Below are 22,932 nucleotides of genomic sequence, written 5' to 3' on the forward strand. Positions count from 1 at the left end.
CCGCGGGCAGGCGGCCATCCTGCGGGCAGGCGGCTACTCCGCGGGCGAGATGAAGCCCGTGTCGATGGTGATCTGGACGGTGGCGCCGGGATGGCGCTCATGGACGATGTCCTCGATGTGACGGCGTAGCTCGTCGTCGGAGACCTCGAGCCCGTCCGGCCGCCAGCAGTCCAGCCTGACCAACTGGGAGCCGTTCTCGCGCGACTGGGGGACGTAGGTGACGTCGTGGACGCTGAGGTTCCCGTCGATCTCCCCCAGACGTCCCTCCACCCAGTTGCGCAGGTCGTTGGGGCCGTTGTGTACGTCGATGGGGTCGCAGTGCAGCACGGTGCGCAGGCCCTCCTCGCGCAGGAGGTCGTCCTCGATGCGATCGAGCACGTGATGGCTTGCCCTCACGCTGGTGTCCGCCGCCATCTCGACGTGGGCGCTCGCAAAGCGGTGACCCGGTCCGTAGTCGTGAATGAGCAGGTCATGGGCGCCCAGCACGCCGGGATAGCCTACGATCTTGGCATGGACGCGCGCCACCAGCTCCTCTGAGGGCGTGTTGCCCATGAGGGGGTCGATGGTGTCGCGCAAAAGGCCGATGCCGCTGACCATGATGAAGGCCGACACGCCCAGTCCCGCCCAGCCGTCAAGGTCAACTTCCGTAAGGGCCGACACGAGGGCGGCGAGAAGGACGGCTGAGGTGGTGATCACGTCGTTGCGCGAGTCCTGGGACGTCGCCTCGAGGACCGTGGAGTCAATGCGGGCGCCCAGCCGGTGGTTAAAGCGGGCCATCCAGGCCTTGACCGCAATGGAGAGCAGCAGCGCCGCCGCGCTCAGCCAGCCAAACTCCGTGGGGGAGGGCGCGAGGATCTTCTCGACGGACTGCCGTGCCAGCTGCAGGCCCACGGCCACCACCAGCACGGCGACGACCACGCCCGCCAGATACTCGTAGCGCCCATGTCCGTAGGGGTGCTGCTCGTCGGCCGGGCGGCTTGCGAGCTTGAAGCCCAGGAGGCTCACCACGTTGCTGGAGGCGTCCGACAGGTTGTTGAGAGCGTCCGCCACGATGGAGACGGAGCCCGCGAGCATGCCCGCGACGCCCTTGACAAAGCAGAGCAGGACGTTGAGGACGATGCAGCTCAGGCTCGAGAGGAGCCCGTAGGCGTTGCGCGTGCGCCGGTCAAGGACGTTCGTGGCGTCGGGCACGAAGCGTGCGACGATGCGCTGCGCAAGGTCGGGTTGGCGTGACATGCTCACCCCTCCTTCGGGGTACGTGGCGACGTTCGCGCGCGGAGGCCGGTGGCCGCTGGCTCGAGGGCCAGTGACGTCAGGCCTTCCCGACGCCGGCGTCGGCGACGTGAGGGCGGCCGTCCCCTGGCTAGGGGCGCACCTCGTGCTTGGGTGCGCGCCCGTGCACGAGGACGTCGATGACGGCGTCAAGGGCCATGCTGGTGAGGGTGTCCAGGGCCTCCTCGGACACGAAGGCGGCGTGGGGGGTCACCAGGCAGCGAGGGTGGTCTATGAGACGCCGGTCACGACATGTCTCGTTCGCGAGCACGTCCAGGCCGGCGGCTCGGATCTGTCCGGCGTCGAGGGCGGCGACGAGCGCGTCCTCGTCGATCACGGCGCCGCGGGCGGTGTTGACCAGGAGGGCCGTGGGCTTCATGAGGCTCAGCTCGCGGGCACCGATGAGACCCCTGGTCTGGGGGATGAGCGGGCAGTGAAGGCTCACGACGTCAGCGTCCGCGAGCAGCTCGTCGAGCGTCGTGGCCTTCTCGCATCCTGCCGCCGCGAGGCATGCCTCATCCTTGGTGGGGGCCCAAGCCAGCACGCGCATGCCCAGCGCCTTGGCGAGGGGCACCATCTGCCGCGCGATGTTGCCAAAGTACACCAGGCCCAGGGTCTGGCCTTGGGTGCGGTGCATCGCGTAGCCGTGATGGGGGTCCCAGCCGCCGGCCAGGACGCCGCGATTGAGGAAGGTGGTCTGACGCATGAGGTCGAGCATGAGGGAGAGGGCGTGGAGGGCGACGTCTTGCGCGCAGTATCCGGGACAGTTGGCCACCAGGACGCCGCGCTCCCTCAGGCCCCCCACGTCCACGTGGTTGATGCCCACGGACATGCTCACCACGAGCCTGACGCCCGCGTCGGCGACGAGCTTGACGTCGTCGCCCGAGACGGGCATGAGCTCGCCCAGGACGGCCTCCTGCCCGGCGAGCTCGTCGGCCGTCGGACACGTGAAGGGGGCATGGGCGAGGCCGGTGACATCAAAGGCGTCCGCGAGCCCTCGGGACGCAAGGTAGGACTCGGCGCGTCGCGCATTGCCATCCACCGTATACAGCAGAATCCTATGGGCCATGCAGGCCTCCTCTCGCATTGGCTCCCATCATACGGTACGCCGGGGCGTCATGGTCCGTTCATCATGCGAAGTTGCGAGGGGATGGGGCAAGGCGTCGTTCCCGGGAGCTACACTGAGACGGTCACCGCAACGTGCAAGGAGTTCCATGCCCAGTTTCAACGAGTTCCAGGCCAAGCTCTTCACCATGAGGCCCGTGGGGCCCCCGCCCTCGCCTGCCCAGGGCGACAAGCCCGCAGCGCCGCCGACGCCCGCCGCCGACCAGGCGCACCTCGCCTCGCGCGCGACGTCGGGCGAGGTGGACCTCGCGAGCCTGAATCCCTCCCAGCGCAAGGCCGCGACGACCACCCGCGGGCCGCTGCTCGTGCTCGCCGGCGCAGGTTCGGGCAAGACGCGGGTGCTCACCTATCGCATCGCGCACATGATCGCCGACGAGGGCGTGCGTCCCTGGGAGGTCCTCGCCATCACCTTCACCAACAAGGCCGCGGCCGAGATGCGCGAGCGCCTGGGAGCCCTGCTCCCGGGCGGCACGCGCGGCATGTGGGTGTGCACCTTCCATGCCATGTGCGTGCGCATGCTGCGCGAGGACGCCGAGCTCCTGGGATATGACGGCAACTTCACGATCTATGACGACGACGACTCCAAGCGCCTGGTCAAGACCATCATGAACGAGCTCGACCTCGATCCTAGGCAGAACCCCCTGCCCACGGTCAGGTCCATGATCAGCCAGGCCAAGAACGCGCTCGTCCTCCCCGATGAGTTTGACGCGCAGGCCACCTCGCCCCTCCAGCTTGCCTGCGCTCGCGTGTACCACGCGCTCCAGCGGCGGCTTGAGCGAGCCAACGCCATGGACTTTGACGACCTGCTCGTGAAGGCGTTTGAGCTTCTGTCCAAGCACCCCGACGTGCTCGAGCGCTATCAGGACCGCTTCCGCCACATTTCGGTGGACGAGTATCAGGACACCAACGCGGTGCAGTACGCCATCACGAACCTGCTCGCGTCCAAGCATCGCAACCTCATGATCGTGGGTGACGACGACCAGTCCATCTACAGCTGGCGCGGGGCCGACATCAAGAACATCCTGAGCTTCAGGCAGGACTACCCAGACGCCGTGGTGGTCAAGCTCGAGCAGAACTACCGCAGCTTCGGCCACATCCTGAGCGCCGCCAACGCCGTGGTGCGCAACAACTCCCGCCGCGAGGAGAAGCGCCTCTTCACGGACAGGGGCGACGGCCACAAGGTCGAGGTCTTCCAGGCGGCGGACGAGCGCGACGAGGGGCGCTGGATCGGCGCCGAGATCGAGAGGCTCCATGACGGCGGCTGCAGCTATGACGACGTCGCCGTGTTCTATCGCACCAACGCCCAGTCGCGCATCCTCGAGGACATGTTCCTTCGGGCGGGCGTGCCCTACAAGATCGTGGGCGGCACGCGCTTCTTCGACCGCGCCGAGATCCGTGACGTCACAGCCTATCTCAAGCTGGTCGTCAACCCCAATGACGACGTGAGCGCCCTGCGCGTGGTCAACACCCCCCGCAGGGGCGTGGGCACCACCTCCATCCGCCGCGTGCGCGACTACGCCGCCCGGGAGGGCCTCTCGTTCGTGGACGCGGCGCGCGCCTGCGCCGCCGAGCCGGGGCTGCTGGGCGCCAAGGCGCGCGGCGGTCTGGCCGAGTTCACGGGCGTGGTGGACGCGGGCAGGTCCTATGCGGGCGAGCTCGCGCGGGTGGTCGAGGCCATCGTCGAGAAGGCCGGCATCATCCGCGCCTACGAGGCGGAGCAGAGCGTGGAGGCGGACGGCCGCATCGAGAACGTCCGCGAGTTCCTCTCGGTGGCGCAGGAGTTTGACGAGACGCACGAGGACGCCGCCGAGACGCTCGAGTCGCTGCGCCAGCTCAGGGAGGCGGGTCTCGTGGGTGGTCCCGCCGGGGCGGACGCCGCGTCGGGCGGCCCTGCCGACGGCGGGGATGCCGCCGTCACGTCGGAAGGTCCCGCCACGAGCGCTTCCGCGCCCGTGGCGGCCGAGAAGCTCCCCGCCTTCATGGAGTGGCTGGCCCTGCGCTCGGACCTCGACGCCCTTGACGGGCAGACGAGCGCCGTCACGATGATGACGATTCACTCCGCCAAGGGCCTGGAGTTTCCGGTAGTCTTCGTCGCGGGCATGGAGGAGGGCATCTTCCCGCATCGCGGCAAGGAGGATGACCCCGCCAGCATCGAGGAGGAGCGACGTCTGGCCTACGTGGCCATCACCCGTGCGAAGGAGCGCCTCTACCTGACCCACGCCTCCACGCGTCACGTGTTCGGGTCGGTGCAGACCAACCCGCGCAGCCGCTTCCTTAACGAGATGCCCGAGCGGGACGTGCATGCCGTGGGCGTGGGGTCGTCAGGCCTCACGGGCGTGGGCTGGGCCAAGCGCGGTGACCGCCACGGCACCTTTGGGTCGGGACGCGGCTCGCAGGTGTACGGCGGCAACGTCTTTGGCTCGCGCACGCGATCGACGGGAGGCGCCCCCTCCCGCCCCGCGCCCATCCGCAAGGATCCCGCCAAGGCTGCCGAGAGCTTCGCCGTGGGCGACCAGATCTCTCACAAGACCTTTGGTCCGGGCGTGGTCAGGGCGGCCTCAGGCGACACCATCGAGGTGTACTTCTCGCGCACGGGCAAGACCAAGAAGCTCATGAAGGGCTTTGCGCCCATCGTCAAGATCGAGGGCTAGGCAGCCCTCGCCGCCCAGCCCTCGCGAGTCTCGTTGTCGTCGCCGGCCTAGCCCCCCGTTTGCCCCGTCTCGCCGGGGGAGGGGGCGTGCCCTGCGTCTCGTGGCCGGTTCGGCAGGCGCCCCGCGCGCTTGAGCGCCGTGCGCAGGACATGCTCGACCTGCGCGTTGGCGCTGCGCATCTCGTCCTTGGCCCAGATTTCCAGGGCCTCCCAGACCTCGGCATCTATGCGCAGGGGATATTGTTTGCGCGCCGCCATGCGTCAGGCCTCACTGATAGAGCGAGCCGGTGTTGAGGACGGGCTGCGCCTCGGACTCGCCGCAGAGCACCACCATGAGGTTGGAGGCCATGACGGCCTTGCGGTCCTCGTCAAAGTTGACGATGCCGTCGTCGGAGAGCTGGGTGAGCGCCATGTCCACCATGCTCACCGCACCCTCCACGATCTTCTTGCGGGCGGCGATGACCGCCTCGGCCTGCTGGCGGCGAAGCATGGCCTGGGCGATCTCGGGCGCATAGGCCAGGTGGGTCAGGCGCGCGTCGTCCACCGACACGCCGGCGATGGACAGCTTGCGGTCAAGCTCCCTCTTCAGGGCCTCGGAGACCTCCTCGATGTTGGAGCGCAGCGTGATGGAGGCGCTGCTGTCGTCCTCGTCCTCCAGGTGGTCGTAGGCATAGACGCTCGCCACGTGACGCAGCGCCGTCTCGGTCTGCATGGAGACGTAGCTCTCGTAGTCGTCCACGTCAAACGAGGCCTTCGCGGTGTCCGCCACGTGCCACACGATGACGGTCGCAATCTCGATGGGGTTGCCCATCTTGTCATTGACCTTGAGCCTCTCGCCGTTGAGCGTGCGCGCACGGGTCGATATCTTTGAGACGTGGGAATGGCCCTTGCCAAAGGAGACGCCCTTGCCGTCGGTCGAGACGGTGACGTCGGCGCTGCCCAGGCTCTTGGCATAGAAGGGGTTGGCCCAGCGCAGGCCCTCGTCGCGCACGGTGCCCACGTACTTGCCAAAGAGCACGCAGACGCGGGCCTGGCCGGGCTGCAGCGAGAAGAACCCGTTACTCAGGATGATGGCGAGCACGAAGACGACGATGCTCAGGCCCAGCATGACAAAGGTCCTGACGGGAATGGGCAGGCCGGCGTCTTCGTAGCCTGCCATGGTGCCGGCAGTAATGATGAAGCTGATGACGGAGAGCACGTACAAGGCGATGACGACGAACGCCATCAACCATCCGGACGCCGCGTGTGCCTTCTTCTCGACGCTCATGCCCGATCCTTTCTTCAGAAAAGCAACTTTCCGACGTGCGCGGCACCTCTGATGCCGCGCGCCTGCCCCGACCAGACGCGGGACGCTTGGCTAATTGCATTATGATATCATTTTGATTTGTTGTAAAGCCCCTTCGAAATTTGTTGCAAAGTCCCTTCGGGCAGGCATCGCGCATGCGCGTGGTCGCCGCCTCGCGCGCGGTCCCCGCCGCCTCGCGAAACTCCACGCGATGGCCACAGACGGCGCCTCGCGAGCGGGCCGCGTGGCGGTTCAGGGGATAATGATGACCTGCGCGAGATGTCCGGACGCAGGGACCGGGCGGCGCCGAAGGGGGGGCGGCAGCATGACCATACTGGGCCTGGGCGTCGCGGAGTTCGTCAGCCGCGCCGTCCTGCTTGTGGCCGTCCTCCTCGCCGTGATTGTGGCGCAGCGCCTTGTCGTGCGAGCACTGACCTCCGCCCTTGACGCCTCGCGCGTGCCCTCCGCCTCCATCTTCATCTACATCGTTCGTGGGCTTCTGTGGTTCGTGGCGCTCCTCTGCGTGCTGCAGCCCGTCTTTGGCGTGAGCCCCACGGGCTTCGTCGCCGCCCTGGGCGTGGGGTCGCTCGTCATCTCCCTGGGCATGCAGGCCACCGTCGCCAACATCGTCGCCGGCCTGGGCCTCATGCTGGGACATGTGGTGCAGCCGGGTGACCAGGTGAGCGTGGGAGGCTATGCGGGCAAGGTGGTCGATGTCACCTGGCGCCACACCATCGTGCGGGGAAGGGACGGGTCTGAGCAGGTCATCCCCAATTCCGTGCTCAACACCACGGCCCTCACCCGCAGCACGGACTGGAATGCCACGGACTGCTCCGTGCGGCTGCCGGTGCGCAGGGGCGTCTCGCTCGAGGGCGTGAGCGACGACGTCATCCGTCGCGGCGTCATGGCCCTGGGAAGAGACCTGGACGCCTCCATCGCGCCGTCGGTCAGCTTTGAGGGGTTCGCGGAGAGCAGCATAGCGGCGACGGCCCATTTTCATCTGCTGGAGGGGGTCAGCCCCGCCTCTGCGCGCGACCGGATCGTCAAGGCGCTGACGCACTGCGACTGGCTGGCGTAGGTGGCACCTCGCGCCCGTCTGCCCTTGGGCTATGCTTGGGGGCGTCTTGACGACTGCGCGGACGGGCCGCGCGCCCGGACGAGGGAGGGTTTGGTCCCCATGGAGAAGATTGCGAGCTTTACGATCAACCACCTGCTGCTTGAGCCGGGCGTGTACGTGAGCCGCGTCGACAGCTGGCACGGCGTTGACCTGACGACCTTTGACCTCAGGCTCACGGCGCCCAACAGGGAGCCAGTCATGGACACTGCGGCGGTCCACGCCATCGAGCACCTGGGCGCCACGTTCCTGCGCAATGACCCCGAGTGGGCCGACCGCGTGGCGTACTTTGGTCCCATGGGCTGCCGTACGGGCTTCTATCTGGTGGTCTTTGGCGACGCGACGCCTCAGGACGTGCTCGCGCCGCTGCGCCGCCTCTTTGCGTTCGTGCGCGACTTCTCGGGCGACGTCCCGGGCGCACGACCCGAGGAGTGCGGAAACTGGCATGACAGCGACCTGGCGCAGGCGCAGTGGTGGGCGCGACGCTACCTTGAGCAGACGCTCGAGCACATTGACGAGGCCCACACCACCTACCCCACGCGCGAGCCGTGACAGGGACGGGCGGCACCGGAGGCGCGGCGTCGGGCCCAGGCCTGAGGCCGCCCGCGCAAGATCGCGCGTGACACGAGAGGGGCACGTCATGAAGCTGGGCATCATCGGGGCCATGGACGTGGAGGTGGCCCATCTCAAGGATCGCCTCGAGGGCGTCGCCCTCACGCGCCATGCCGCCATGGACTTCTGCGAGGGGACCCTCGCGGGCGCAAGGGTCGTGGTCGTCAAGTGCGGGGTGGGCAAGGTCAACGCGGCGGTGTGCGCCGAGGCGCTCGCCGCGCTCTTCGGCGTCACCCACGTCATCAACACGGGTATCGCCGGCTGCCTCAACGACGAGCTCGACATCGGAGACGTGATCGTCTCGACTGACGCCGTCCAGCATGACATGGACGTCACTCGCCTGGGCTACCCCTCGGGAGAGGTGCCCGGCCTGGGCGTCGCCGCGTTCGCCGCCGACGAGGCGCTTGTCGCCTGCGCGCTCGAGGCGGCCCGCTCGCTGGTCCCGCCCGTGCGAGCGCTTGCGGGCCGTGTCGCCTCGGGGGACCAGTTCGTGGGCGACGCCGCCGTAAAGGGGCGCGTCAAGGAGCTGTTCGGCGCGGACTGCTGCGAGATGGAGGGCGCGGGCATCGCCCAGGCCTGCTGGCTCAACGGGCTTCCCTTCGTCATCATCCGCGCCATGAGCGACAGGGCGGACGGCTCAAGCCACGTGGACTATCCCAGCTTCGAGAGGCGGGCCGCGCAGCGCTGCGCCCTCATCACCGAGGGCATGGTCCGGCTGCTGGCCCAGGGCCGCACGGGTCGATAGGGCTCGCACGCGGCCTGCGTCTTGGCGAGGCGCGCTCCTGTCGCCGCCTGCGCCTCGCAGCGGCGACGTAGGCGCTCAGGCGCCCTGCACGCCCATGCCCACGAGGTTGGGACCCGTGTGCACCATGAGGTCGGGCTGGAGCTCCTGCGAGAGGAACTCCACCACGTCGGCCTTGACCTGCGCGCGCACCCGCTCCTCGAGCACGTCGCGAAGCCTGGCGGTCGCCTGCGTGAAGCACACGGCAAGGCGCACGCGCTCAAAGCGGTTGGCCCTCTCGGCCACAAGCCTCACCATGGCCTCAAGGGCTCGCTCCCAGCCGCGGGCCTTCTTGGCCATGGTGTAGTAGCCCTCCCTGTTGCAGGTGAGCACCGGCTTGATGTTGAGGATGCTGCCAAGGCGATAGATGGCCGCGTTGATGCGGCCGCCCTCGTACAGGTAGTCGAGCGACTTGACGGCAAAGAACACGTCGGTGTCCTCGACGACGCCCTGAAGCCTGCCGTCGAGCTCGGCAAAGGGCACGCCCTCCTCCACGAGCGCCGTGGCGCGCCGCACCACCATGCCGGCCATCATGCCGATGGACTTGGTGTCAATCACGAGCACGGGAAAGTCCTCCAGCTGGTCGGCGACCATCTGGACGGTGTGGTTGGTGGCGGAGAGGGCGCTGGCTATGGTGACGACGACGGCCCGCTCGTAGCCGTCGGCCTTGGCCTTGCGCAGCGTCGTCTCGATCTCGTGGGGGGAGGGCAGGGAGGTCTTGGGTATCTCGTCCGCAAAGCGCCGCACGACCTCGGCCGAGCTGATGTCAACCCCGCTCGAGAACGAGGAGCCGTCCGAGTAGTTTATGTGCAGCGGCATGACGCGGATGTCGTGCTCGCGGCAGAATGCCGGGTCCGTGTCCGTGCCGGAGTCAGTGATGATGGCGATGCGCTGCGCGTTCATGGGATCCTCCTGGACAGACGTGCAAGGAGGCGTCTCCCCCTCGTTTGCTGTCTATGGTTGCACAAACCTGCTATGTTCTGTATGGGTTTGTCGAAGGTGTAACGAGGGCGTCGCCAAGCGTCCGTCCGCAGGCGCCCGCAGAGGCCGTCCGCCCGCCGCCAGCACTGACGCAGCCGCCGCCCCGCACGCGGGAACGGCACGTCTTCCGGGAGCGACCCCTCATGCGGGGCCGGGGCGTCACGTAGTCACGTAGAAGGGAAGAACATGGACAAGGCACGTCCCGGCATCCGACAGGACGGCGCGCATCAGCCCAAGAATCCCACCGTCCAGCAGCGGGGCATCATACGTGAGCCCAAGGTCGTGCGTCGGCTCAAGAGTCGCTCCGCCCTTGAGACCATCACGTCCAACGGCACCATCGCCGCGGCCATGATGGTCGTCGCCGCGCTGCTTGCGGTCATCGTCGCCAACTCGCCCGCCTACGAGCCCCTCCATCACGTGCTGGAGGCTCCCCTGACGCTGGGCGTGGGCCCCCTGACGGCGAGCATCAGCGTCGAGGGCTTCGTGAACGACTTCCTCATGGCCGTCTTCTTCCTTCTCGTGGGCATAGAGCTTAAGTACGAGATGACGGTGGGACAGCTGCGCCGTCCCCGTCAGGCTGCCCTGCCCATGCTCGCCGCCGTGGGCGGGGTGTGCATGCCCGCGCTCGTCTATCTGGCGTTCAACCACGGGGGCGCCTCGCACGGCTGGGCCGTGCCCATCGCCACCGACATCGCCTTCGCCCTCGGCGTTATGTCGCTGCTGGGAGACCGCGTGGCCTCCGAGACCAAGGTCTTCTTCCAGACGCTCGCCATAGCCGACGACATCGTGGCCATCGTGGTCCTGGCCCTCTTCTATGGCCAGACGCCCCAGGTGGCCTGGGTCGCGGCGTCGCTCATCGTGGTGGTGCTGCTCGCCGCGCTCTCGCGGGCGCGCGTGTATTCGGCCAAGCCCTACCTCCTCGTGGGCCTCGTGCTGTGGTTCTGCATGTACAACTCCGGCATCCACGCCACGCTCGCCGGCGTGGTCCTCGCGTTCTTCCTTCCCGCGCGCTCGGACGTCAGGCTCAATAGCCTGCGGTCGTGGCTGGGCAACCAGGCGCGGGTGCTCGAGGACCGCTATGACGATGACATGCACGTCCTGGGCCAGCATGCCTTCACGGACTCGGCAAACCACGTCGAGAGGGTCCTGCATCACGTGACGCCGCCCCTCCAGCGCGTCGAGCGCACGATCGCCACGTCGGTCAACTTCCTGATACTGCCCATCTTCGCCTTCGTGAACGCTCAGGTGCGCCTTGTGGGCCTTGACGTCACCAGCCTCATGGGCGACCCGGTGGCCCTGGGGGTGTTTCTGGGCGCCGTGGCGGGCAAGCCGCTGGGCATCATCCTCACGACCTGGGCGCTGGTGAAGGTGGGGTTTGCCCGTCTGCCCCGGCGCGTCAGCTGGGACCAGGTGGTCGCCGTCGGCATCATGGGCGGCATGGGGTTCACGATGTCCATCCTCATCTCGGGGCTTGCGTTTTCCGACCCCCTGGAGGCCAACGTCGCCAAGTGCGCCATCCTTGCCGCCTCGCTCGCCTCGGGCCTTCTGGGCATGCTGTACATGCGCGTGGGAGGCCCGCTCGTCGTCCGCCTCGTCAGGTGGAGGCGCTCCCGCGCGGCGGCGCCAAAGGGGCAGTGACGCCCGCGGCCCCTCCGGATGGGCGTCGTCGGCACGACTCTGAGGGCTCGGGCGGGCTAGGCCACCGTCCCATGGCTGAATCCCCAGCCGTGGGCGGTGATGATTGAGTTCAGTTGGTCGCAGAGGCGCCCGCGTGCGAAGCGCCCGCCCGGAAGCAGGTCGATGACCTCGCGCGAGTCATTCGACAGGTCGTCGATGTCGGCGCGCATGAGGAGGTCGATCTTCGAGACGACCCTTCCGGGGTCTCCCTCAAAGAGTGCGTCCACCAGGCCTTGCAGCTCGCCGTCGTCCGGCGAGGCGTAGCTGTCGTCTGACATCGGCATAGGGTGCTCCCGCCGCTCTCGTGCGTTCTCGCATCTCATGGCGCACATGGTAGCAAATCGTCGGTGCCGCTCGGGCAAGACGCCCGTGCCTCACGCCGTCAGGCGGGACCTCCTCGTCGTGGTGCGCCGCCGGGGCGGGCCGGTCGGGATGCCTACGGGGGAGTATACTTTGCTGCGACGGGCGCACGGCCTTCGAAAAGGAGAGGTTCATGACAGAGCTTGCAACCCCCAACGTGTACGAGGCCCTTTCCGACGAGGAGCTGCGCGCCCGGGTGACGGCGCTCGAGGCCGAGGCCGCCGACATCAGGGCCCGGAGGCTCTCCCTGGACATGGCGCGCGGCAAGCCCAGCGCCGAGCAGACGGCGTTGTCGCGTCCCATGCTCGACCTCGTCAGCTCGACCACGCCCCTCGAGGACGGCGGCGCCGTCGTGGACAACTACGGCACGCCCGACGGTCTCCCTTCGGCGCGGCGGCTTGCCGCCCAGATCCTGGGCGTGTCCCCGGACAACGTGGTGGTGGCGGGATCGTCGAGCCTCAACCTTATGCACGACCTCGTCTGTCGCGCCTTCACCAACGGCGTCGCGGGCCAAAAGCCGTTCTGGCAGCAGGGCGAGGTCAAGTGGCTCTGCCCGAGCCCCGGCTATGACCGTCACTTCAGGGTCACCGAGGACCTGGGCATCACCAACGTCGCGATACCGCTTCGCGCCGACGGCCCCGACATGGACACGGTGCAGGAGCTCGTCGAAGACGACCCTGCCGTCAAGGGCATCTGGTGTGTTCCCAAGTATGCCAACCCCACCGGCATCACGTACTCTGACGAGGTCGTCCGCCGCTTTGCGGCGCTCAGGCCCGCCGCGCCCGACTTTCGCGTCTACTGGGACAACGCCTACGCCGTCCATGCCTTTGGCGACACGGACGACCGGCTGCTCAACATCTTTGACGAGCTGGCCCAAAAGGGCGCCGGCTCGCTCGTGTACGAGTTCGGCTCCACCGCCAAGGTGACCTTCCCAAGCTCGGGCATCGCCTTCGTGGCGGCCGACGACCACGACATGGCGGAGATTCGCGCCGCGTTTGCCGTGGAGCGCGTGAGCGCCGAGAAGTTCTCGCAGCTGGCCCACGCCCGCTTCCTCAAGGACCTCGACGGTGTCCGGGCCCACATGGCCAAGCACGCCGCCGTGGTGCGACCTCGCTTTGAGCTGGTGGAGCGCAAGCTCAGCGAGGGCCTGGGCGGGCTGGGCGTCGCCGAGTGGAGCCACCCTCACGGGGGCTACTTCGTGTCCTTCGAGGGCCGTCCCGGGTCCGCCAGGCGCACGGTGGCCCTCATGGCCGAGCTGGGCGTCAAGCTGACGCCCGCCGGCGCCACCTGGCCCTCAGGCAAGGATCCCCGTGACACCAACATCCGCATCGCGCCGACCTATCCCACGCTTGACGACCTGGCTGCCGCGCTCGACGTCTTTGTGGTGGCCGTCAAGCTCGTGGCCGCCCGCCTCGTTCTGGAGGCGCGCGCATAGGCCGCGGCATGGGGCGCGGACGAAGCTTTGCTCACTCTGTGGGGTCGGCGGTAATTAGGTAGAATCAGTGCTGCGTGTCCCACGGTCGACGCGCATGTCTTTCATACGTCCTGGGCGTTCGGCCTTGCGTCGCGGCGCCCGCCGGGAGGGGTTTCGTTCCATGGCACATCACGTCACGTCGCCGGGCACGGCACAGAAAGCGCGCAAGGGGGGCGGTGCCACGGGCGCCGGCAGGAGGAGCTCCGCCCGCGTTCGTTTGGCCGGGGTTGACGGCGGCGACAAGGGGCACGTCGTCTACAAGCCGTCGCTCACCGACCGCCTGGGCGGCAAGAAGCGCCTGCGCGACATCGCGATCGCCGCGTTCGCCGTCATCATCGGCGTGTCCATGATGCTGCCGTCGCTCTCGCTCATCTTTGCCAGCCCGGGCCCCAAGACGCCCGCGAGCTCCTCGACGCCCACGTCCGACTCCCCTGACGCGTCGGGCGCCAGCTCGGCACCCGCGAGCATGTCTGACGTGGACGCCACCTACGGCGCGACCACCGACTCCCTCAAGTCCAAGCTCGAGGCCGCCACCAGCGACTCTGATAAGCTGGCGTGCCACCTGGGCCTGGGCGACGACTACGCCGCATGGGCCGCCGCCGCCCGAGGCTTCGCCAAGGACGACGCCGGCAAGGCGCACGTGGCGGACCTCTACGGACAGGCCATCGACCACTACCGGCAGTACCTCTCCATCAACGACTCCAACGCCGTCAAGGTCAAGGTGGCGCAGTGCCAGCTGGGCAACAACGACGTCAACGCTGCCGTCGACCTTCTCGAGCAGGTCGCCAAGGACGCTCCCGACTATGCGCCCGCCTGGGTGTACCTGGGCGTCTCCTACGCGGCCAGCGGTGACCTCACCAAGGCGACGAACTCGTTCAAGAAGGCGGAGGAGACGGACCCCAACGACGAGTACGGGGCCAAGACGCTCGCCCAGAAGTACGAGGCCTACCTCGCCTCCAAGTCCGGCCCCTCCGACAGCGCCGGCTCGGATGACGGAGCCGGGGGCTCGCCCTCGTCGCCCGCGCCGGGCACCACGCTTTTGGACAAGCTGAACTCCAGCGCGGGCACGGCCGCACAGTAAGAGAAACGGAGCAATCATGAGCATTTCCATCACCCCGTCAGGGTCGTCGGACGCGCGCCTTCTGGGATGCGCCGGCGAGATTGACGTCTCCAACGCCGCCGTGCTCAGGGACGCCCTGAACCAGGCGCTTGACGAAGGGGTGACGTCCCTCGAGGCGGATCTCGCGGAGGTCTCCTACATTGACTCGACGGGCATCGGCGTGCTGGTGGGCGCCGCGCATCGCGCCAAGGAGTCAGGTGTGAGCTTCACGGTGTCCCATCCCCAGCGCAACGTCGAGCGGGTCCTCTCCCTGCTGGGCGTGGCCGGGGAGCTGGGCGTTGACGAGGCAAGATGACGAGGCTGCGAGCAGGTCGCGGCAGAGGGCCGCTCGACGGCGGCAGGAGGTGTGACGCTTGTTTGGCATAGGTGGAACTGAGCTCGCCATCATCATCGTCTTCGTCTTCCTGCTCTTTGGCCCGGACAAGCTCCCGGGCATGGGCAGGACGATAGGCCGAGCGCTCAGGCAGTTCAAAAGTGCCCAGGAGGGCTTTACGGAGGTCGTTCAGACGCAGGTCATGGACCCTCTCAACGACGCCATGAACGGGACGGACGACAAGAGGAAGGCCAAGCGGGCGGCGGCCCTGGGCGACGATGCCGACCTGGAGAACGAGAGCGTCCCCAAGAAGCGCATTAACGAGACGTTTGCCGAGCGCAAGGCGCGGCTCAAGGCGGAGCGCGCGGCGAAGGAGGCCGCCCAGGCGCGCGAGGGCGCCCAGGCAGCAGAGAAGGACGGCGACGCGCAGGGTTCTGTCGTCGGCGCGTCCGACGACGTCTCGCCCACCGCGGCCGTGGCCCACCACGAGGCTGACGACGCGGCCGCGGCGCGACCTGACACGAGTGCGGCGGCCCTGTGGTCCATGAGGCCCAAGAAGGCGGCCGTGCCGGCATCGGAGGAAGACGGCGTCGAGCCCGTGCCTGCGGGCGACGCCGCAGACGTCGCCCCCGACGACGACCGCGCCGGCTCCGCCGACGCCGACCTTGACGCCGACCGCGTCGATCCCGCCGACGCCGACATCTCGGCGGCGGGCGTCACGGACGAGAGGGGGGCGTGACCATGCCCATCGGACCAGCGCGCATGCCGCTCATTGACCACCTGGGCGAGCTCAGGCGGCGCATGACCATCATCATCGTCTCGCTTCTCGCCACGGCCATCGTGGTCTACATGGCGACGCCAACCCTGATCGACTTCATGATGGATCCCATCCGCAGCTCCCTGCAGGGCAGCAACCTTGCCATCTTCAGCGTCCTGGGCGGCTTCACCATCAGGTTCAAGGTCGCCCTCTTCTTTGGCATGATCATCTGCTCGCCGATCATCATCTGGGAGGTCATGGGGTTCTTCCTGCCCGCGCTCACCGAGCGCGAGCGCAAGTGGGTGGTGCCCACCGTGGGCGCCATGGTGTGCCTCTTCTTTCTGGGCATGGCCTTCTGCTACCTGGTGATCCAGAAGGCCGCCATCGGCTGGATGATCAGTCAGAGCGCCGACGTCGCCGCGATCATCCCTGACGCCGTGGACTACCTCAACATCATGATGCTGCTGGAGATCGGCTTTGGCGTCGCCTTCCAGATACCCATCGTGATCTTCTACCTCTCGGTGCTGCACCTCGTCCCCTACAGCGCCCTCAGGAGCCAGTGGCGCTACATCTACGTGGGCCTGCTGGTATTTGCCAGCGTCGTCACGCCTGACGCCTCGCCCGTCACGATGATCCTCATGTTCGCGGCGTTGATTCTGCTCTACGAGGCCGCGCTCGTCGTGGCGCGCTACGTCCTGGTGGCCATGGACGGCAAGGAGTCGCTCAAGTGGACGCGCGAGCAGTACCGGGAGCACAAGCTCGAGAAGGAGGCGTAGCGCGTCCGCTGTGAGCCGCGCCTGTCATGCGCCTTTTGGGGATGTTGCGCAAGGCGCGCGGCAGGCTTGCCGATGTGGGGCAATAGTCCGTGACGTCGCGCCTCGTCTGCTATAGTGTGCAGCCCAAGGGACGGTGCGACGCGCCGTCGCCTGAGCGTCCGGGCCCGAAGGGAGTCGAGCGTCTTGAAGCTCGTAGTCACAGAGAAGAACGATGCCGCCCAGCAGATAGCGCGCCTGCTCGCCAGCGTGGGCAAGCCCAAGGCCGAAAAGGTCTATGACACCCCGGTCTATCGCTTTGTGCATGACGGCGAGGAGTGGGTCACCATCGGCCTGCGCGGGCACATCATGGCGCCCGACTTTCCCCATGAGCTGCGCTATGACGACGCCGAGGGCTGGCATGTCATCAGCGAGGAGGGCGAGGTGATTCCCGCCGCCGTTCCCGACGCCCTGGCCAAGCCTCCCTACGACAGCAGGCGCAAGCCCTTCCTCAAGGACGGCATCGACATCAAGGGCTGGAAGGTGGCGAGCCTTCCCTACCTCGTGTGGGCCCCCGTCGAGAAGCTTCCTGCCGAGAAGGGCATCATCCGCGCTCTCAAGAACCTGGCCAAGAAGGCGGACTCCATCGTCATCGGCACCGACTTCGACCGCGAGGGCGAGCTCATCGGGTCGGACGCCCTGCGTCAGATGCGCGAGGTGGCGCCCACCACGCCCGTCTCGCGCGCCCGCTACTCGGCCTTCACGAAGGCCGAGATCGACCACGCCTTCGCCCATCTCGTCGAACTCGACCAGGACCTCGCGGACGCCGGCGAGAGCCGTCAGTACATAGACCTCATCTGGGGCGCCGTGCTCACGCGCTACCTCACGATGGCGCGCTTCGGCGGCTTTGGCAACGTGCGCTCCGCCGGCCGCGTCCAGACGCCCACGCTGGCCCTCGTCGTCGAGAAGGAGCGAGAGCGCGAGGCCTTCGTTCCCGAGGACTACTGGGTGCTCTCGGGCACGCTCGCGCCCGCCGGCCAGCGCGGCGAGGACGTTACGTTCCGCGCGACCCATCGGACGGCGCGCTTCAAGGACGAGGCCGCGGCACAGGCGGCCGCAACACGGGTCAAGGACGCCCGGAGCGCCCGCGTCACGGGCGTCGAGACAAAGAGCCGCACCACCCGTCCTCCCGCGCCGTTCAACACCACCTCGCTGCAGGCGGCCGCGGCGTCGATCGGCCTCTCGCCCTCGCGCACGATGCGCGTGGCCGAGTCGCTCTACATGGACGGCCTCATCTCGTACCCGCGTGTGGACAACACGGTCTATCCCCGTTCGCTCGACCTGCGCGACTGCGTGAGGACGCTCTCGGCGGTGCCGCAGTACCGGCCCTGCTGCAAGGAGCTCCTCGCCAAGGACAGGCTCGCGGCCACGCGCGGCAAGCAGGAGACGACCGACCACCCGCCCATCTATCCCACGGCGGCGGCCGACCCCGACAAGCTGGACGGCGCCTCGTGGAAGCTCTACAACCTCATAGCCCGCCGCTTCCTGGCGACGCTCTCGGAGGCGTCGGTGAGCGAGTCGACCAAGCTTGCGCTCGACGTTGGCGGCGAGCCCTTCGTGGCCTCGGGCACCGTCGTCGTCAAGCCGGGGTTCAGGGCCATCTACGGCTTCGGCCAGAAGAAGGACGAGCTGCTGCCCGCCCTCGCCGTGGGCGACGCCTGCGACGTGCTCTCCATGACGCTCGACGCCAAGCAGACCGAGCCCCCGGCCCGCTACAGCCAGGGACGCCTCATCCAGGAGATGGAGAAGCGCAACCTGGGCACCAAGTCCACGCGGGCGAGCATCATCCAGCGCCTGCTGGACGTCAAGTACATCAAGAACGACCCCGTCGAGCCCAGCCGCCTGGGCATGGCCGTCATCGAGGCGCTGACGACCTACGCGCCGCACGTCACGAGCCCCGATATGACGGCCGAGCTCGAGGCGGACATGACGAAGGTCGCGGAGGGCGTCGACACCCAGGACCAGGTGGTCACGCACTCGCGGGCGCTCCTCGCGGGCATGGTCGACGCCCTCATCGAGCACAAGGAAGACCTTGGGAACGCCATCGCCGACGCGGTGACGGCCGACGCCAAGGTGGGCGTATGCCCCAGCTGCGGCAAGGACCTGGTCATGAAGAGCTCGGCCAAGACGCGCGGCCGCTTCATCGGCTGCATGGGCTGGCCCGACTGTGACGTCACCTATCCCGTCCCCTCCAACGTCAAGGTGGAGCCCCTGGAGGGCGATGCCGGCGTATGCCCCAGCTGCGGCGCTCCGCGCATCAAGTGTCGGCCCTTCCGCTCCAAGGCCTACGAGCTCTGCGTCAACCCCGCCTGCCCCACCAACGTCGAGCCCGACGTCATCGTGGGAGAGTGCGCCGCGTGCAAGACGGCGGGTCGTCACGGGGACCTCGTGGCCCACAAGAGCGAGAAGACGGGCAAGCGCTTCATCCGCTGCACCAACTACGACGAGTGTCAGACGAGCTACCCGCTGCCCCAGCGCGGCGAGCTGCATGCCACGGGCGAGACCTGCCCCGACTGCGGCGCGCCACTCGTGGAGGTTATCACGGCCCGCGGCCCCTGGAGGCTCTGCCCCAACATGGAGTGCCCGGGCAGGGAGAAGAAGCCCGCTGCCCGCGGGGGCCGGCGCCGCGGCGCCGCCGGGAAGGCTGCCGCCAAGAGGACCGCCACCAAGCGACCCGCAGCCAAGCGACCCGCCACCAAGCGACCCACTGCCAGGCGTCCCGACTCCGGTGACGGCTCGGCCGAGGGACGCTAGCATGGACGGGCGCAAGGGCATCTTCGTCACCTTTGAGGGCATTGACGGAGCGGGAAAGTCAACGCAGGTCACGGGCCTTGTCAGGCGACTTCGGAAGGCCGGCGTCGAGGTCGTCTCGCTTCGCGAACCCGGCGGTACGCCCATCGGCGAGCAGATACGCGCCGTCCTCTTGGACCCCGCGAACGGCGACATGGCCGACGAGTGCGAGCTGCTGCTCATGAACGCCTCGCGCGCGCAGCTCGTGCGTCAGCGCGTGGAGCCGGCCCTTGCGCGCGACGCCGTGGTCATCTGCGACCGCTTCCTTGACTCCACCTTCGCCTACCAGCATGGCGGCCGCGGCATCGACGAGGAGACCACGCGCAGCTGCAACCTGCTGGGAAGCTGCGGCGTCGTGCCCGACCTGACCCTCGTCCTGGACCTCGAGCCTCAGGTCGGCCTGGGACGCGCCACGCGGCGCCGCGCCGACAGGCTCGAGGCGGAGGGCGTCGGCTTCCAGGCGCGCGTGCGCGAGGGCTACCTCACGCTCGCCCGCCTTGAACCCGGGCGCGTTCGGCTCGTCGACGCGGACGACGATCCCGCAGTGGTGGCTAGCCGGGTGGACTCGCTGCTCTGCGCGGCCTTTCCCCGTCTGCGCAGGGTGCTTGCTCCGGCGAGGGACGGTGCGTGACATGACCGCGCCCCCGCCCCGCCTTCCGGACGCCCTGCGCGCGCTCGCGACGCAGCCGCGGGTGCGTGATTTTTTCGCCCGGGCCTTCTCGGAGGGCAGGCTGAGCCATGCCTATCTCTTCCTGGGGGTCCCCGGCTCGGGAAAGACTGAGGCGGCCCTGGCCCTGGCGCAGCTCCTCGTATGCCCCAACGGCGGGGACGCCAGCTGTGACGAGTGCATTCGCGTGTCCCATCGCACCCATCCCGACGTGCACCTCCTTGCCCCCGAGAGCGCCTCGGGCTACCTCGTGCGGCAGGTGCGCGACCTCATCGACGACGTCAGCCTGGCTCCCACGCGCTCCCGGGCCAAGGTCTACATCCTGGGGCAGGCGGGGCTGCTCAGGGGCGCCGCCGCCAACGCGCTGCTCAAGACCATGGAGGAGCCGCCCGCAGGCGTGTACTTCGTCCTGATCGCCCGCTGTGCCGACGCGGTGCTGCCCACGCTCGTCTCCCGCTGCCAGCAGGTGCCCTTCCGGATTGTCGGGCCCGACGCGGCCGAGCGCGCCGTGGAGCTGCGCTCCGGCATTCGCGGGACGGACGCCCGCGTGGCACTCTCCGTGGCGGGCACGCCCGACGCGGCCGCGTCGTTTCTCGCCTCGGCACAGCGGCGGCAGGTGCGCTCGTCCGTCGTGAGGGCGCTGGCGGGCCTGGCACATGACGACGCCTGGGACGTGCTGCTGGCGGCGCGCGAGATCGTGGAGGGGGTGCGCAGCCCCCTTGAGAGCTACCGGAAGGAGCAGGACAGGCGGACGAGGGAGAGCGGCGAATATCTGAGCCCCGCCTCGCTGCGCCAGCTGGAGCAGGCCAACAAGCGCGAGCTTACCGCCCGGGAACGTTCGGGTATGATGGAGGCGCTCGCCGCCGCCGACTCGCTCCTGCGTGACGTGCTCGTGCGCCGCGAGGGCGTGTCCGAGCCCATCGTGAACGAGGACGTGACGGATGTGGTCGACCGCCTGGCGCAGACCGCCTCGAGCGAGGGCGTGCTGCGTGCCCTGGGCCGCGTCTTGGGCGCGGCTGACGACCTCGCGCATAACGTATCACCTCAGCTGGTCCTTGAGACCATGCTCCTGTCTGTCAAGGAGGCGCTCGCATGCCCACCGTCATCCCGGTGAAGTTTAGGTTCGTGACGCACGACCTCTGGTTTAACCCCGCCGACACGGGCGCGGAGGAGGGTGACCTCGTCATCTGCTCCACGGAGCGCGGGCAGGAGATCGGCCTTGCCACCCGTGACGCCAGAGAGGTGGACGGCGACGAGCTGGTGAGGACGACGGGCGGCACCCGCCTGAGCAAGGTGCTGCGCATCGCCACCGACGAGGACCTCGACCGCGCCGACCAGCTCGCCCAGCAGGGGGACGACGCGCTCCCGCTGTTCCGGTCCGCCATCCACGAGCTTGAGCTTGACATGAAGCCCGTGGGCGTTGAGTACCTCTTTGACGGCGGCAGGGTGGTCTGCTACTTCTCCGCCGAGGACCGCGTCGACTTCAGGCAGCTCGTCCGCGAGCTCAGCCACACGCTGCGCAAGCGCATTGACATGCGCCAGATCGGCGTGCGCGAGGAGGCGGCCCTCGCCGGCGGGTTTGCCCACTGCGGCCAGGAGCTGTGCTGCGCACGCCTGGGGCGCGAGTTTGAGCCCGTCTCGATTCGCATGGCCAAGGAGCAGGACCTGCCCCTCAACACGTCAAAGATCTCCGGCGCCTGCGGGCGCCTCATGTGCTGCCTGCGCTACGAGTTTGACGCCTACAAGGACTTCAAGCAGCGGGCCCCCAAGCGCAACGCCGTCATCAGCACCCCGCTGGGCAAGGCCAAGATCGTGGAGTACGACACGCCCAAGGAGCGCATCTGCCTGCGCCTGGAAAACGGCAAGCAGGTGAGGATACCCCTCTCGGACATGGAGACCTCCGACGCGGCGGTCAAGAAGAGCGAGGAGCTGCATTGCCCCTGCCGCCCCGACACCGTGACGCGCTCGGCGCTCGAGCGTCTCCAGTCGCCCGAGGTCGAGATGGCCCTGGCGGAGCTTGACCGCGCCCACGGCCTCATTCCCGAGGAGACCTTTGCCGACGAGGACATCTTCGTGAGCAAGCGGCAGCGGCGCCGCGGCAGGGGCGAGGCCCCCCGACGCCAGGAGGCTCAGCGGCCGCAGGGCAAGGGGTCGTCCGAGGGAGGGCAACGCTCCCGCCGCCAGCGGCGCAAGGCCGCCGAAGGCGACGGTGTCCGCCTGGAGCCTGCCGCTTCGCAGCAGGGCGATCGGACGCCCGGCCCTAGGCGTCGGCGCCGTCACCATGCCGGCGACGCAGGCCAGGACCAGGCGGCGGGCGCCCAGGCTCCCGCAGGGACCGCGCAGGGCGATGTGACGTCAGGTGGCGCCCGCCCGACGCGCAGGCGCCGCCGTCCGGGCGATCACGGCGGCCGAGACGCCGCGACGCAGGAGGCGCCGGGGCGACCCCGCGACAGGGCCCAGCGCTTTGCGCCCGACGCGGCGCCCGACGCCTCCGACACCGACAAGCCCCGGCGTCGTCGCCGTCATCGGGGTCGTGGCAGGGGAGGAAGCGGCGGCACGGGGACGCAGGGCGGCGGCCCGGCCTCCCGGGGCGACGAGTGACGCCTCGCCGCTCGTGCCGTCACGCACGGTTTGAGGCACCCATGCGCCCAGGGAGGCCATGATGTACGAGCTCTCCACGGAATACTGGTTTGACAGCGCCCACTTTCTGACCGGCTACCATGGCGCATGCGAGAACCTCCATGGTCATCAGTGGCGCGTGACGGCCTACGTGCGTGCCGACGCGCTGGGGTCCTCTGGCACGGAGAAGGACATGGTCGTTGACTTCGCACGGCTCAAGCGCGTCGTGCGCGAGGAATGCGACGCCCTGGACCACACCTTCCTCGTCGAGGAGGGGTCCCTGAGGCCCAGCACCATCGACGCCCTGCGCGAGGAGGGCTTCTCGCTCACGATCCTCCCCTTCAGGACCACGGCGGAGAACCTCGCCCGGCATCTTGCCGAGCGCCTCGCGGCACGCGGGCTCCCTGTGAGCCGCGTCGACTGCAACGAGACCCCCAACAATCGCGCCACGTATCTCGTGGGCTAGAAGGCGCAAGCGCCTTGCCTCCCGCGTCCGGCGCCGGGGGGCCGCCATGACGAGTCG

Annotated in this window: 21 protein-coding genes; 15 read left to right on the top strand and 6 right to left on the bottom strand. The window is 68.5% G+C overall.

Annotation, left to right across the window (positions count from 1 at the left end):
* Window positions 1-33 precede the first annotated feature (33 nt).
* Together HMPREF2826_RS04340 and HMPREF2826_RS04345 are read right to left on the bottom strand one after the other, a co-directional pair.
* Entirely contained in the window at window positions 34-1,236 is a 1,203-nt protein-coding gene (locus tag HMPREF2826_RS04340; RefSeq protein WP_070639520.1) for a cation diffusion facilitator family transporter, read from the bottom strand.
* Window positions 1,237-1,363: 127 nt separating this feature from the next.
* Window positions 1,364-2,341, bottom strand: coding sequence for a C-terminal binding protein (locus tag HMPREF2826_RS04345; protein WP_070639522.1), 978 nt, complete (start codon window positions 2,339-2,341; stop codon window positions 1,364-1,366).
* A gap of 145 nt (window positions 2,342-2,486) precedes the next feature.
* Between HMPREF2826_RS04345 and HMPREF2826_RS04350 the strand changes: the two genes are divergently transcribed.
* Window positions 2,487-5,048, top strand: a complete 2,562-nt coding sequence (locus tag HMPREF2826_RS04350) for an ATP-dependent helicase (protein ID WP_210388969.1) — start codon at window positions 2,487-2,489, stop codon at window positions 5,046-5,048.
* Between the two features lie 47 nt (window positions 5,049-5,095).
* On the opposite strand, the gene HMPREF2826_RS04355 is transcribed toward HMPREF2826_RS04350, so the two are convergent.
* Both HMPREF2826_RS04355 and HMPREF2826_RS04360 read right to left on the bottom strand, forming a co-directional pair.
* Window positions 5,096-5,305 (bottom strand): type II toxin-antitoxin system antitoxin, encoded by a 210-nt coding sequence (locus HMPREF2826_RS04355; RefSeq protein ID WP_070639524.1) that lies wholly within the window; start codon window positions 5,303-5,305, stop codon window positions 5,096-5,098.
* 10 nt (window positions 5,306-5,315) lie between these two features.
* On the bottom strand, window positions 5,316-6,314 hold the full coding sequence (locus HMPREF2826_RS04360; protein WP_070639526.1) for an SPFH domain-containing protein: 999 nt from the start codon (window positions 6,312-6,314) through the stop codon (window positions 5,316-5,318).
* 343 nt (window positions 6,315-6,657) lie between these two features.
* Here HMPREF2826_RS04360 and HMPREF2826_RS04365 point away from each other — a divergent pair, with 343 nt between their 5' ends.
* The 3 genes from HMPREF2826_RS04365 to HMPREF2826_RS04375 all read left to right on the top strand — a co-directional run bounded on the left by HMPREF2826_RS04365 (window position 6,658) and on the right by HMPREF2826_RS04375 (window position 8,803).
* Window positions 6,658-7,410 (top strand): mechanosensitive ion channel family protein, encoded by a 753-nt coding sequence (locus HMPREF2826_RS04365; protein WP_070639527.1) that lies wholly within the window; start codon window positions 6,658-6,660, stop codon window positions 7,408-7,410.
* A 99-nt stretch (window positions 7,411-7,509) separates the two neighbouring features.
* Complete coding sequence (locus HMPREF2826_RS04370; RefSeq protein WP_070639529.1) at window positions 7,510-7,998, top strand: S-ribosylhomocysteine lyase; 489 nt, start codon at window positions 7,510-7,512, stop codon at window positions 7,996-7,998.
* Window positions 7,999-8,086: 88 nt separating this feature from the next.
* Window positions 8,087-8,803: a 5'-methylthioadenosine/adenosylhomocysteine nucleosidase gene (locus HMPREF2826_RS04375; protein ID WP_070639531.1), complete on the top strand. Its 717-nt coding sequence runs from the start codon at window positions 8,087-8,089 to the stop codon at window positions 8,801-8,803.
* 75 nt (window positions 8,804-8,878) lie between these two features.
* On the opposite strand, the gene HMPREF2826_RS04380 is transcribed toward HMPREF2826_RS04375, so the two are convergent.
* Window positions 8,879-9,742, bottom strand: a complete 864-nt coding sequence (locus tag HMPREF2826_RS04380) for a DegV family protein (RefSeq protein WP_070639533.1) — start codon at window positions 9,740-9,742, stop codon at window positions 8,879-8,881.
* 264 nt (window positions 9,743-10,006) lie between these two features.
* On the opposite strand from HMPREF2826_RS04380, the gene nhaA reads away from it, so the two are divergent.
* Window positions 10,007-11,458, top strand: a complete 1,452-nt coding sequence (gene nhaA / locus HMPREF2826_RS04385; RefSeq protein ID WP_070639535.1) for a Na+/H+ antiporter NhaA — start codon at window positions 10,007-10,009, stop codon at window positions 11,456-11,458.
* A gap of 56 nt (window positions 11,459-11,514) precedes the next feature.
* Here nhaA and HMPREF2826_RS04390 read toward each other — a convergent pair whose 3' ends face one another.
* Window positions 11,515-11,781, bottom strand: coding sequence for a hypothetical protein (locus HMPREF2826_RS04390; RefSeq protein WP_246824685.1), 267 nt, complete (start codon window positions 11,779-11,781; stop codon window positions 11,515-11,517).
* Window positions 11,782-11,990: 209 nt separating this feature from the next.
* Between HMPREF2826_RS04390 and HMPREF2826_RS04395 the strand changes: the two genes are divergently transcribed.
* The 10 genes from HMPREF2826_RS04395 (at window position 11,991) to HMPREF2826_RS04440 (ending at window position 22,875) form a co-directional block, all read left to right on the top strand.
* Window positions 11,991-13,292 (top strand): aspartate aminotransferase type Ic, encoded by a 1,302-nt coding sequence (locus tag HMPREF2826_RS04395; protein ID WP_070639537.1) that lies wholly within the window; start codon window positions 11,991-11,993, stop codon window positions 13,290-13,292.
* 160 nt (window positions 13,293-13,452) lie between these two features.
* Window positions 13,453-14,412 carry a tetratricopeptide repeat protein gene (locus HMPREF2826_RS04400; protein ID WP_070639539.1) on the top strand — a complete coding sequence of 320 codons (960 nt, stop codon included), beginning with the start codon at window positions 13,453-13,455 and terminating at the stop codon, window positions 14,410-14,412.
* 16 nt (window positions 14,413-14,428) lie between these two features.
* Window positions 14,429-14,746, top strand: a complete 318-nt coding sequence (locus tag HMPREF2826_RS04405) for an STAS domain-containing protein (RefSeq protein ID WP_058270728.1) — start codon at window positions 14,429-14,431, stop codon at window positions 14,744-14,746.
* Between the two features lie 58 nt (window positions 14,747-14,804).
* Window positions 14,805-15,503 (top strand): Sec-independent protein translocase subunit TatA/TatB, encoded by a 699-nt coding sequence (locus HMPREF2826_RS09580; protein ID WP_070639541.1) that lies wholly within the window; start codon window positions 14,805-14,807, stop codon window positions 15,501-15,503.
* A gap of 2 nt (window positions 15,504-15,505) precedes the next feature.
* The gene (gene tatC / locus HMPREF2826_RS04415) at window positions 15,506-16,297 is read left to right on the top strand and encodes a twin-arginine translocase subunit TatC (protein WP_070639543.1); all 792 of its coding nucleotides are present in this window, start codon (window positions 15,506-15,508) and stop codon (window positions 16,295-16,297) included.
* 183 nt (window positions 16,298-16,480) lie between these two features.
* Window positions 16,481-19,087 carry a DNA topoisomerase I gene (locus HMPREF2826_RS04420; RefSeq protein WP_070639545.1) on the top strand — a complete coding sequence of 869 codons (2,607 nt, stop codon included), beginning with the start codon at window positions 16,481-16,483 and terminating at the stop codon, window positions 19,085-19,087.
* A gap of 1 nt (window position 19,088) precedes the next feature.
* Window positions 19,089-19,754: a dTMP kinase gene (tmk, locus tag HMPREF2826_RS04425; protein ID WP_070639548.1), complete on the top strand. Its 666-nt coding sequence runs from the start codon at window positions 19,089-19,091 to the stop codon at window positions 19,752-19,754.
* Between the two features lies 1 nt (window position 19,755).
* The gene (locus tag HMPREF2826_RS04430) at window positions 19,756-20,904 is read left to right on the top strand and encodes a DNA polymerase III subunit (RefSeq protein ID WP_070639550.1); all 1,149 of its coding nucleotides are present in this window, start codon (window positions 19,756-19,758) and stop codon (window positions 20,902-20,904) included.
* Window positions 20,883-22,391 (top strand): PSP1 domain-containing protein, encoded by a 1,509-nt coding sequence (locus HMPREF2826_RS04435; RefSeq protein WP_070639551.1) that lies wholly within the window; start codon window positions 20,883-20,885, stop codon window positions 22,389-22,391. The genes HMPREF2826_RS04430 and HMPREF2826_RS04435 overlap by 22 nt, the downstream gene beginning before the upstream one ends.
* A gap of 61 nt (window positions 22,392-22,452) precedes the next feature.
* The gene (locus tag HMPREF2826_RS04440; RefSeq protein WP_070639552.1) at window positions 22,453-22,875 is read left to right on the top strand and encodes a 6-pyruvoyl trahydropterin synthase family protein; all 423 of its coding nucleotides are present in this window, start codon (window positions 22,453-22,455) and stop codon (window positions 22,873-22,875) included.
* The last annotated feature ends 57 nt before the right edge of the window (window positions 22,876-22,932 follow it).

Source organism: Olsenella sp. HMSC062G07, assembly GCF_001811895.1.
GTDB lineage: Bacteria > Actinomycetota > Coriobacteriia > Coriobacteriales > Atopobiaceae > Olsenella_F > Olsenella_F massiliensis.

What these genes read in the sequence shown, in the direction of transcription:
- HMPREF2826_RS04340 (WP_070639520.1), bottom strand. Translation starts at nt 1,236, where the DNA reads ATGTCACGCCAACCCGACCTTGCGCAGCGCATCGTCGCACGCTTCGTG.
- HMPREF2826_RS04345 (WP_070639522.1), bottom strand. Translation starts at nt 2,341, where the DNA reads ATGGCCCATAGGATTCTGCTGTATACGGTGGATGGCAATGCGCGACGC.
- HMPREF2826_RS04350 (WP_210388969.1), top strand. Translation starts at nt 2,487, where the DNA reads ATGCCCAGTTTCAACGAGTTCCAGGCCAAGCTCTTCACCATGAGGCCC.
- HMPREF2826_RS04355 (WP_070639524.1), bottom strand. Translation starts at nt 5,305, where the DNA reads ATGGCGGCGCGCAAACAATATCCCCTGCGCATAGATGCCGAGGTCTGG.
- HMPREF2826_RS04360 (WP_070639526.1), bottom strand. Translation starts at nt 6,314, where the DNA reads ATGAGCGTCGAGAAGAAGGCACACGCGGCGTCCGGATGGTTGATGGCG.
- HMPREF2826_RS04365 (WP_070639527.1), top strand. Translation starts at nt 6,658, where the DNA reads ATGACCATACTGGGCCTGGGCGTCGCGGAGTTCGTCAGCCGCGCCGTC.
- HMPREF2826_RS04370 (WP_070639529.1), top strand. Translation starts at nt 7,510, where the DNA reads ATGGAGAAGATTGCGAGCTTTACGATCAACCACCTGCTGCTTGAGCCG.
- HMPREF2826_RS04375 (WP_070639531.1), top strand. Translation starts at nt 8,087, where the DNA reads ATGAAGCTGGGCATCATCGGGGCCATGGACGTGGAGGTGGCCCATCTC.
- HMPREF2826_RS04380 (WP_070639533.1), bottom strand. Translation starts at nt 9,742, where the DNA reads ATGAACGCGCAGCGCATCGCCATCATCACTGACTCCGGCACGGACACG.
- nhaA (WP_070639535.1), top strand. Translation starts at nt 10,007, where the DNA reads ATGGACAAGGCACGTCCCGGCATCCGACAGGACGGCGCGCATCAGCCC.
- HMPREF2826_RS04390 (WP_246824685.1), bottom strand. Translation starts at nt 11,781, where the DNA reads ATGCCGATGTCAGACGACAGCTACGCCTCGCCGGACGACGGCGAGCTG.
- HMPREF2826_RS04395 (WP_070639537.1), top strand. Translation starts at nt 11,991, where the DNA reads ATGACAGAGCTTGCAACCCCCAACGTGTACGAGGCCCTTTCCGACGAG.
- HMPREF2826_RS04400 (WP_070639539.1), top strand. Translation starts at nt 13,453, where the DNA reads ATGGCACATCACGTCACGTCGCCGGGCACGGCACAGAAAGCGCGCAAG.
- HMPREF2826_RS04405 (WP_058270728.1), top strand. Translation starts at nt 14,429, where the DNA reads ATGAGCATTTCCATCACCCCGTCAGGGTCGTCGGACGCGCGCCTTCTG.
- tatC (WP_070639543.1), top strand. Translation starts at nt 15,506, where the DNA reads ATGCCCATCGGACCAGCGCGCATGCCGCTCATTGACCACCTGGGCGAG.
- tmk (WP_070639548.1), top strand. Translation starts at nt 19,089, where the DNA reads ATGGACGGGCGCAAGGGCATCTTCGTCACCTTTGAGGGCATTGACGGA.
- HMPREF2826_RS04430 (WP_070639550.1), top strand. Translation starts at nt 19,756, where the DNA reads ATGACCGCGCCCCCGCCCCGCCTTCCGGACGCCCTGCGCGCGCTCGCG.
- HMPREF2826_RS04435 (WP_070639551.1), top strand. Translation starts at nt 20,883, where the DNA reads ATGCCCACCGTCATCCCGGTGAAGTTTAGGTTCGTGACGCACGACCTC.
- HMPREF2826_RS04440 (WP_070639552.1), top strand. Translation starts at nt 22,453, where the DNA reads ATGTACGAGCTCTCCACGGAATACTGGTTTGACAGCGCCCACTTTCTG.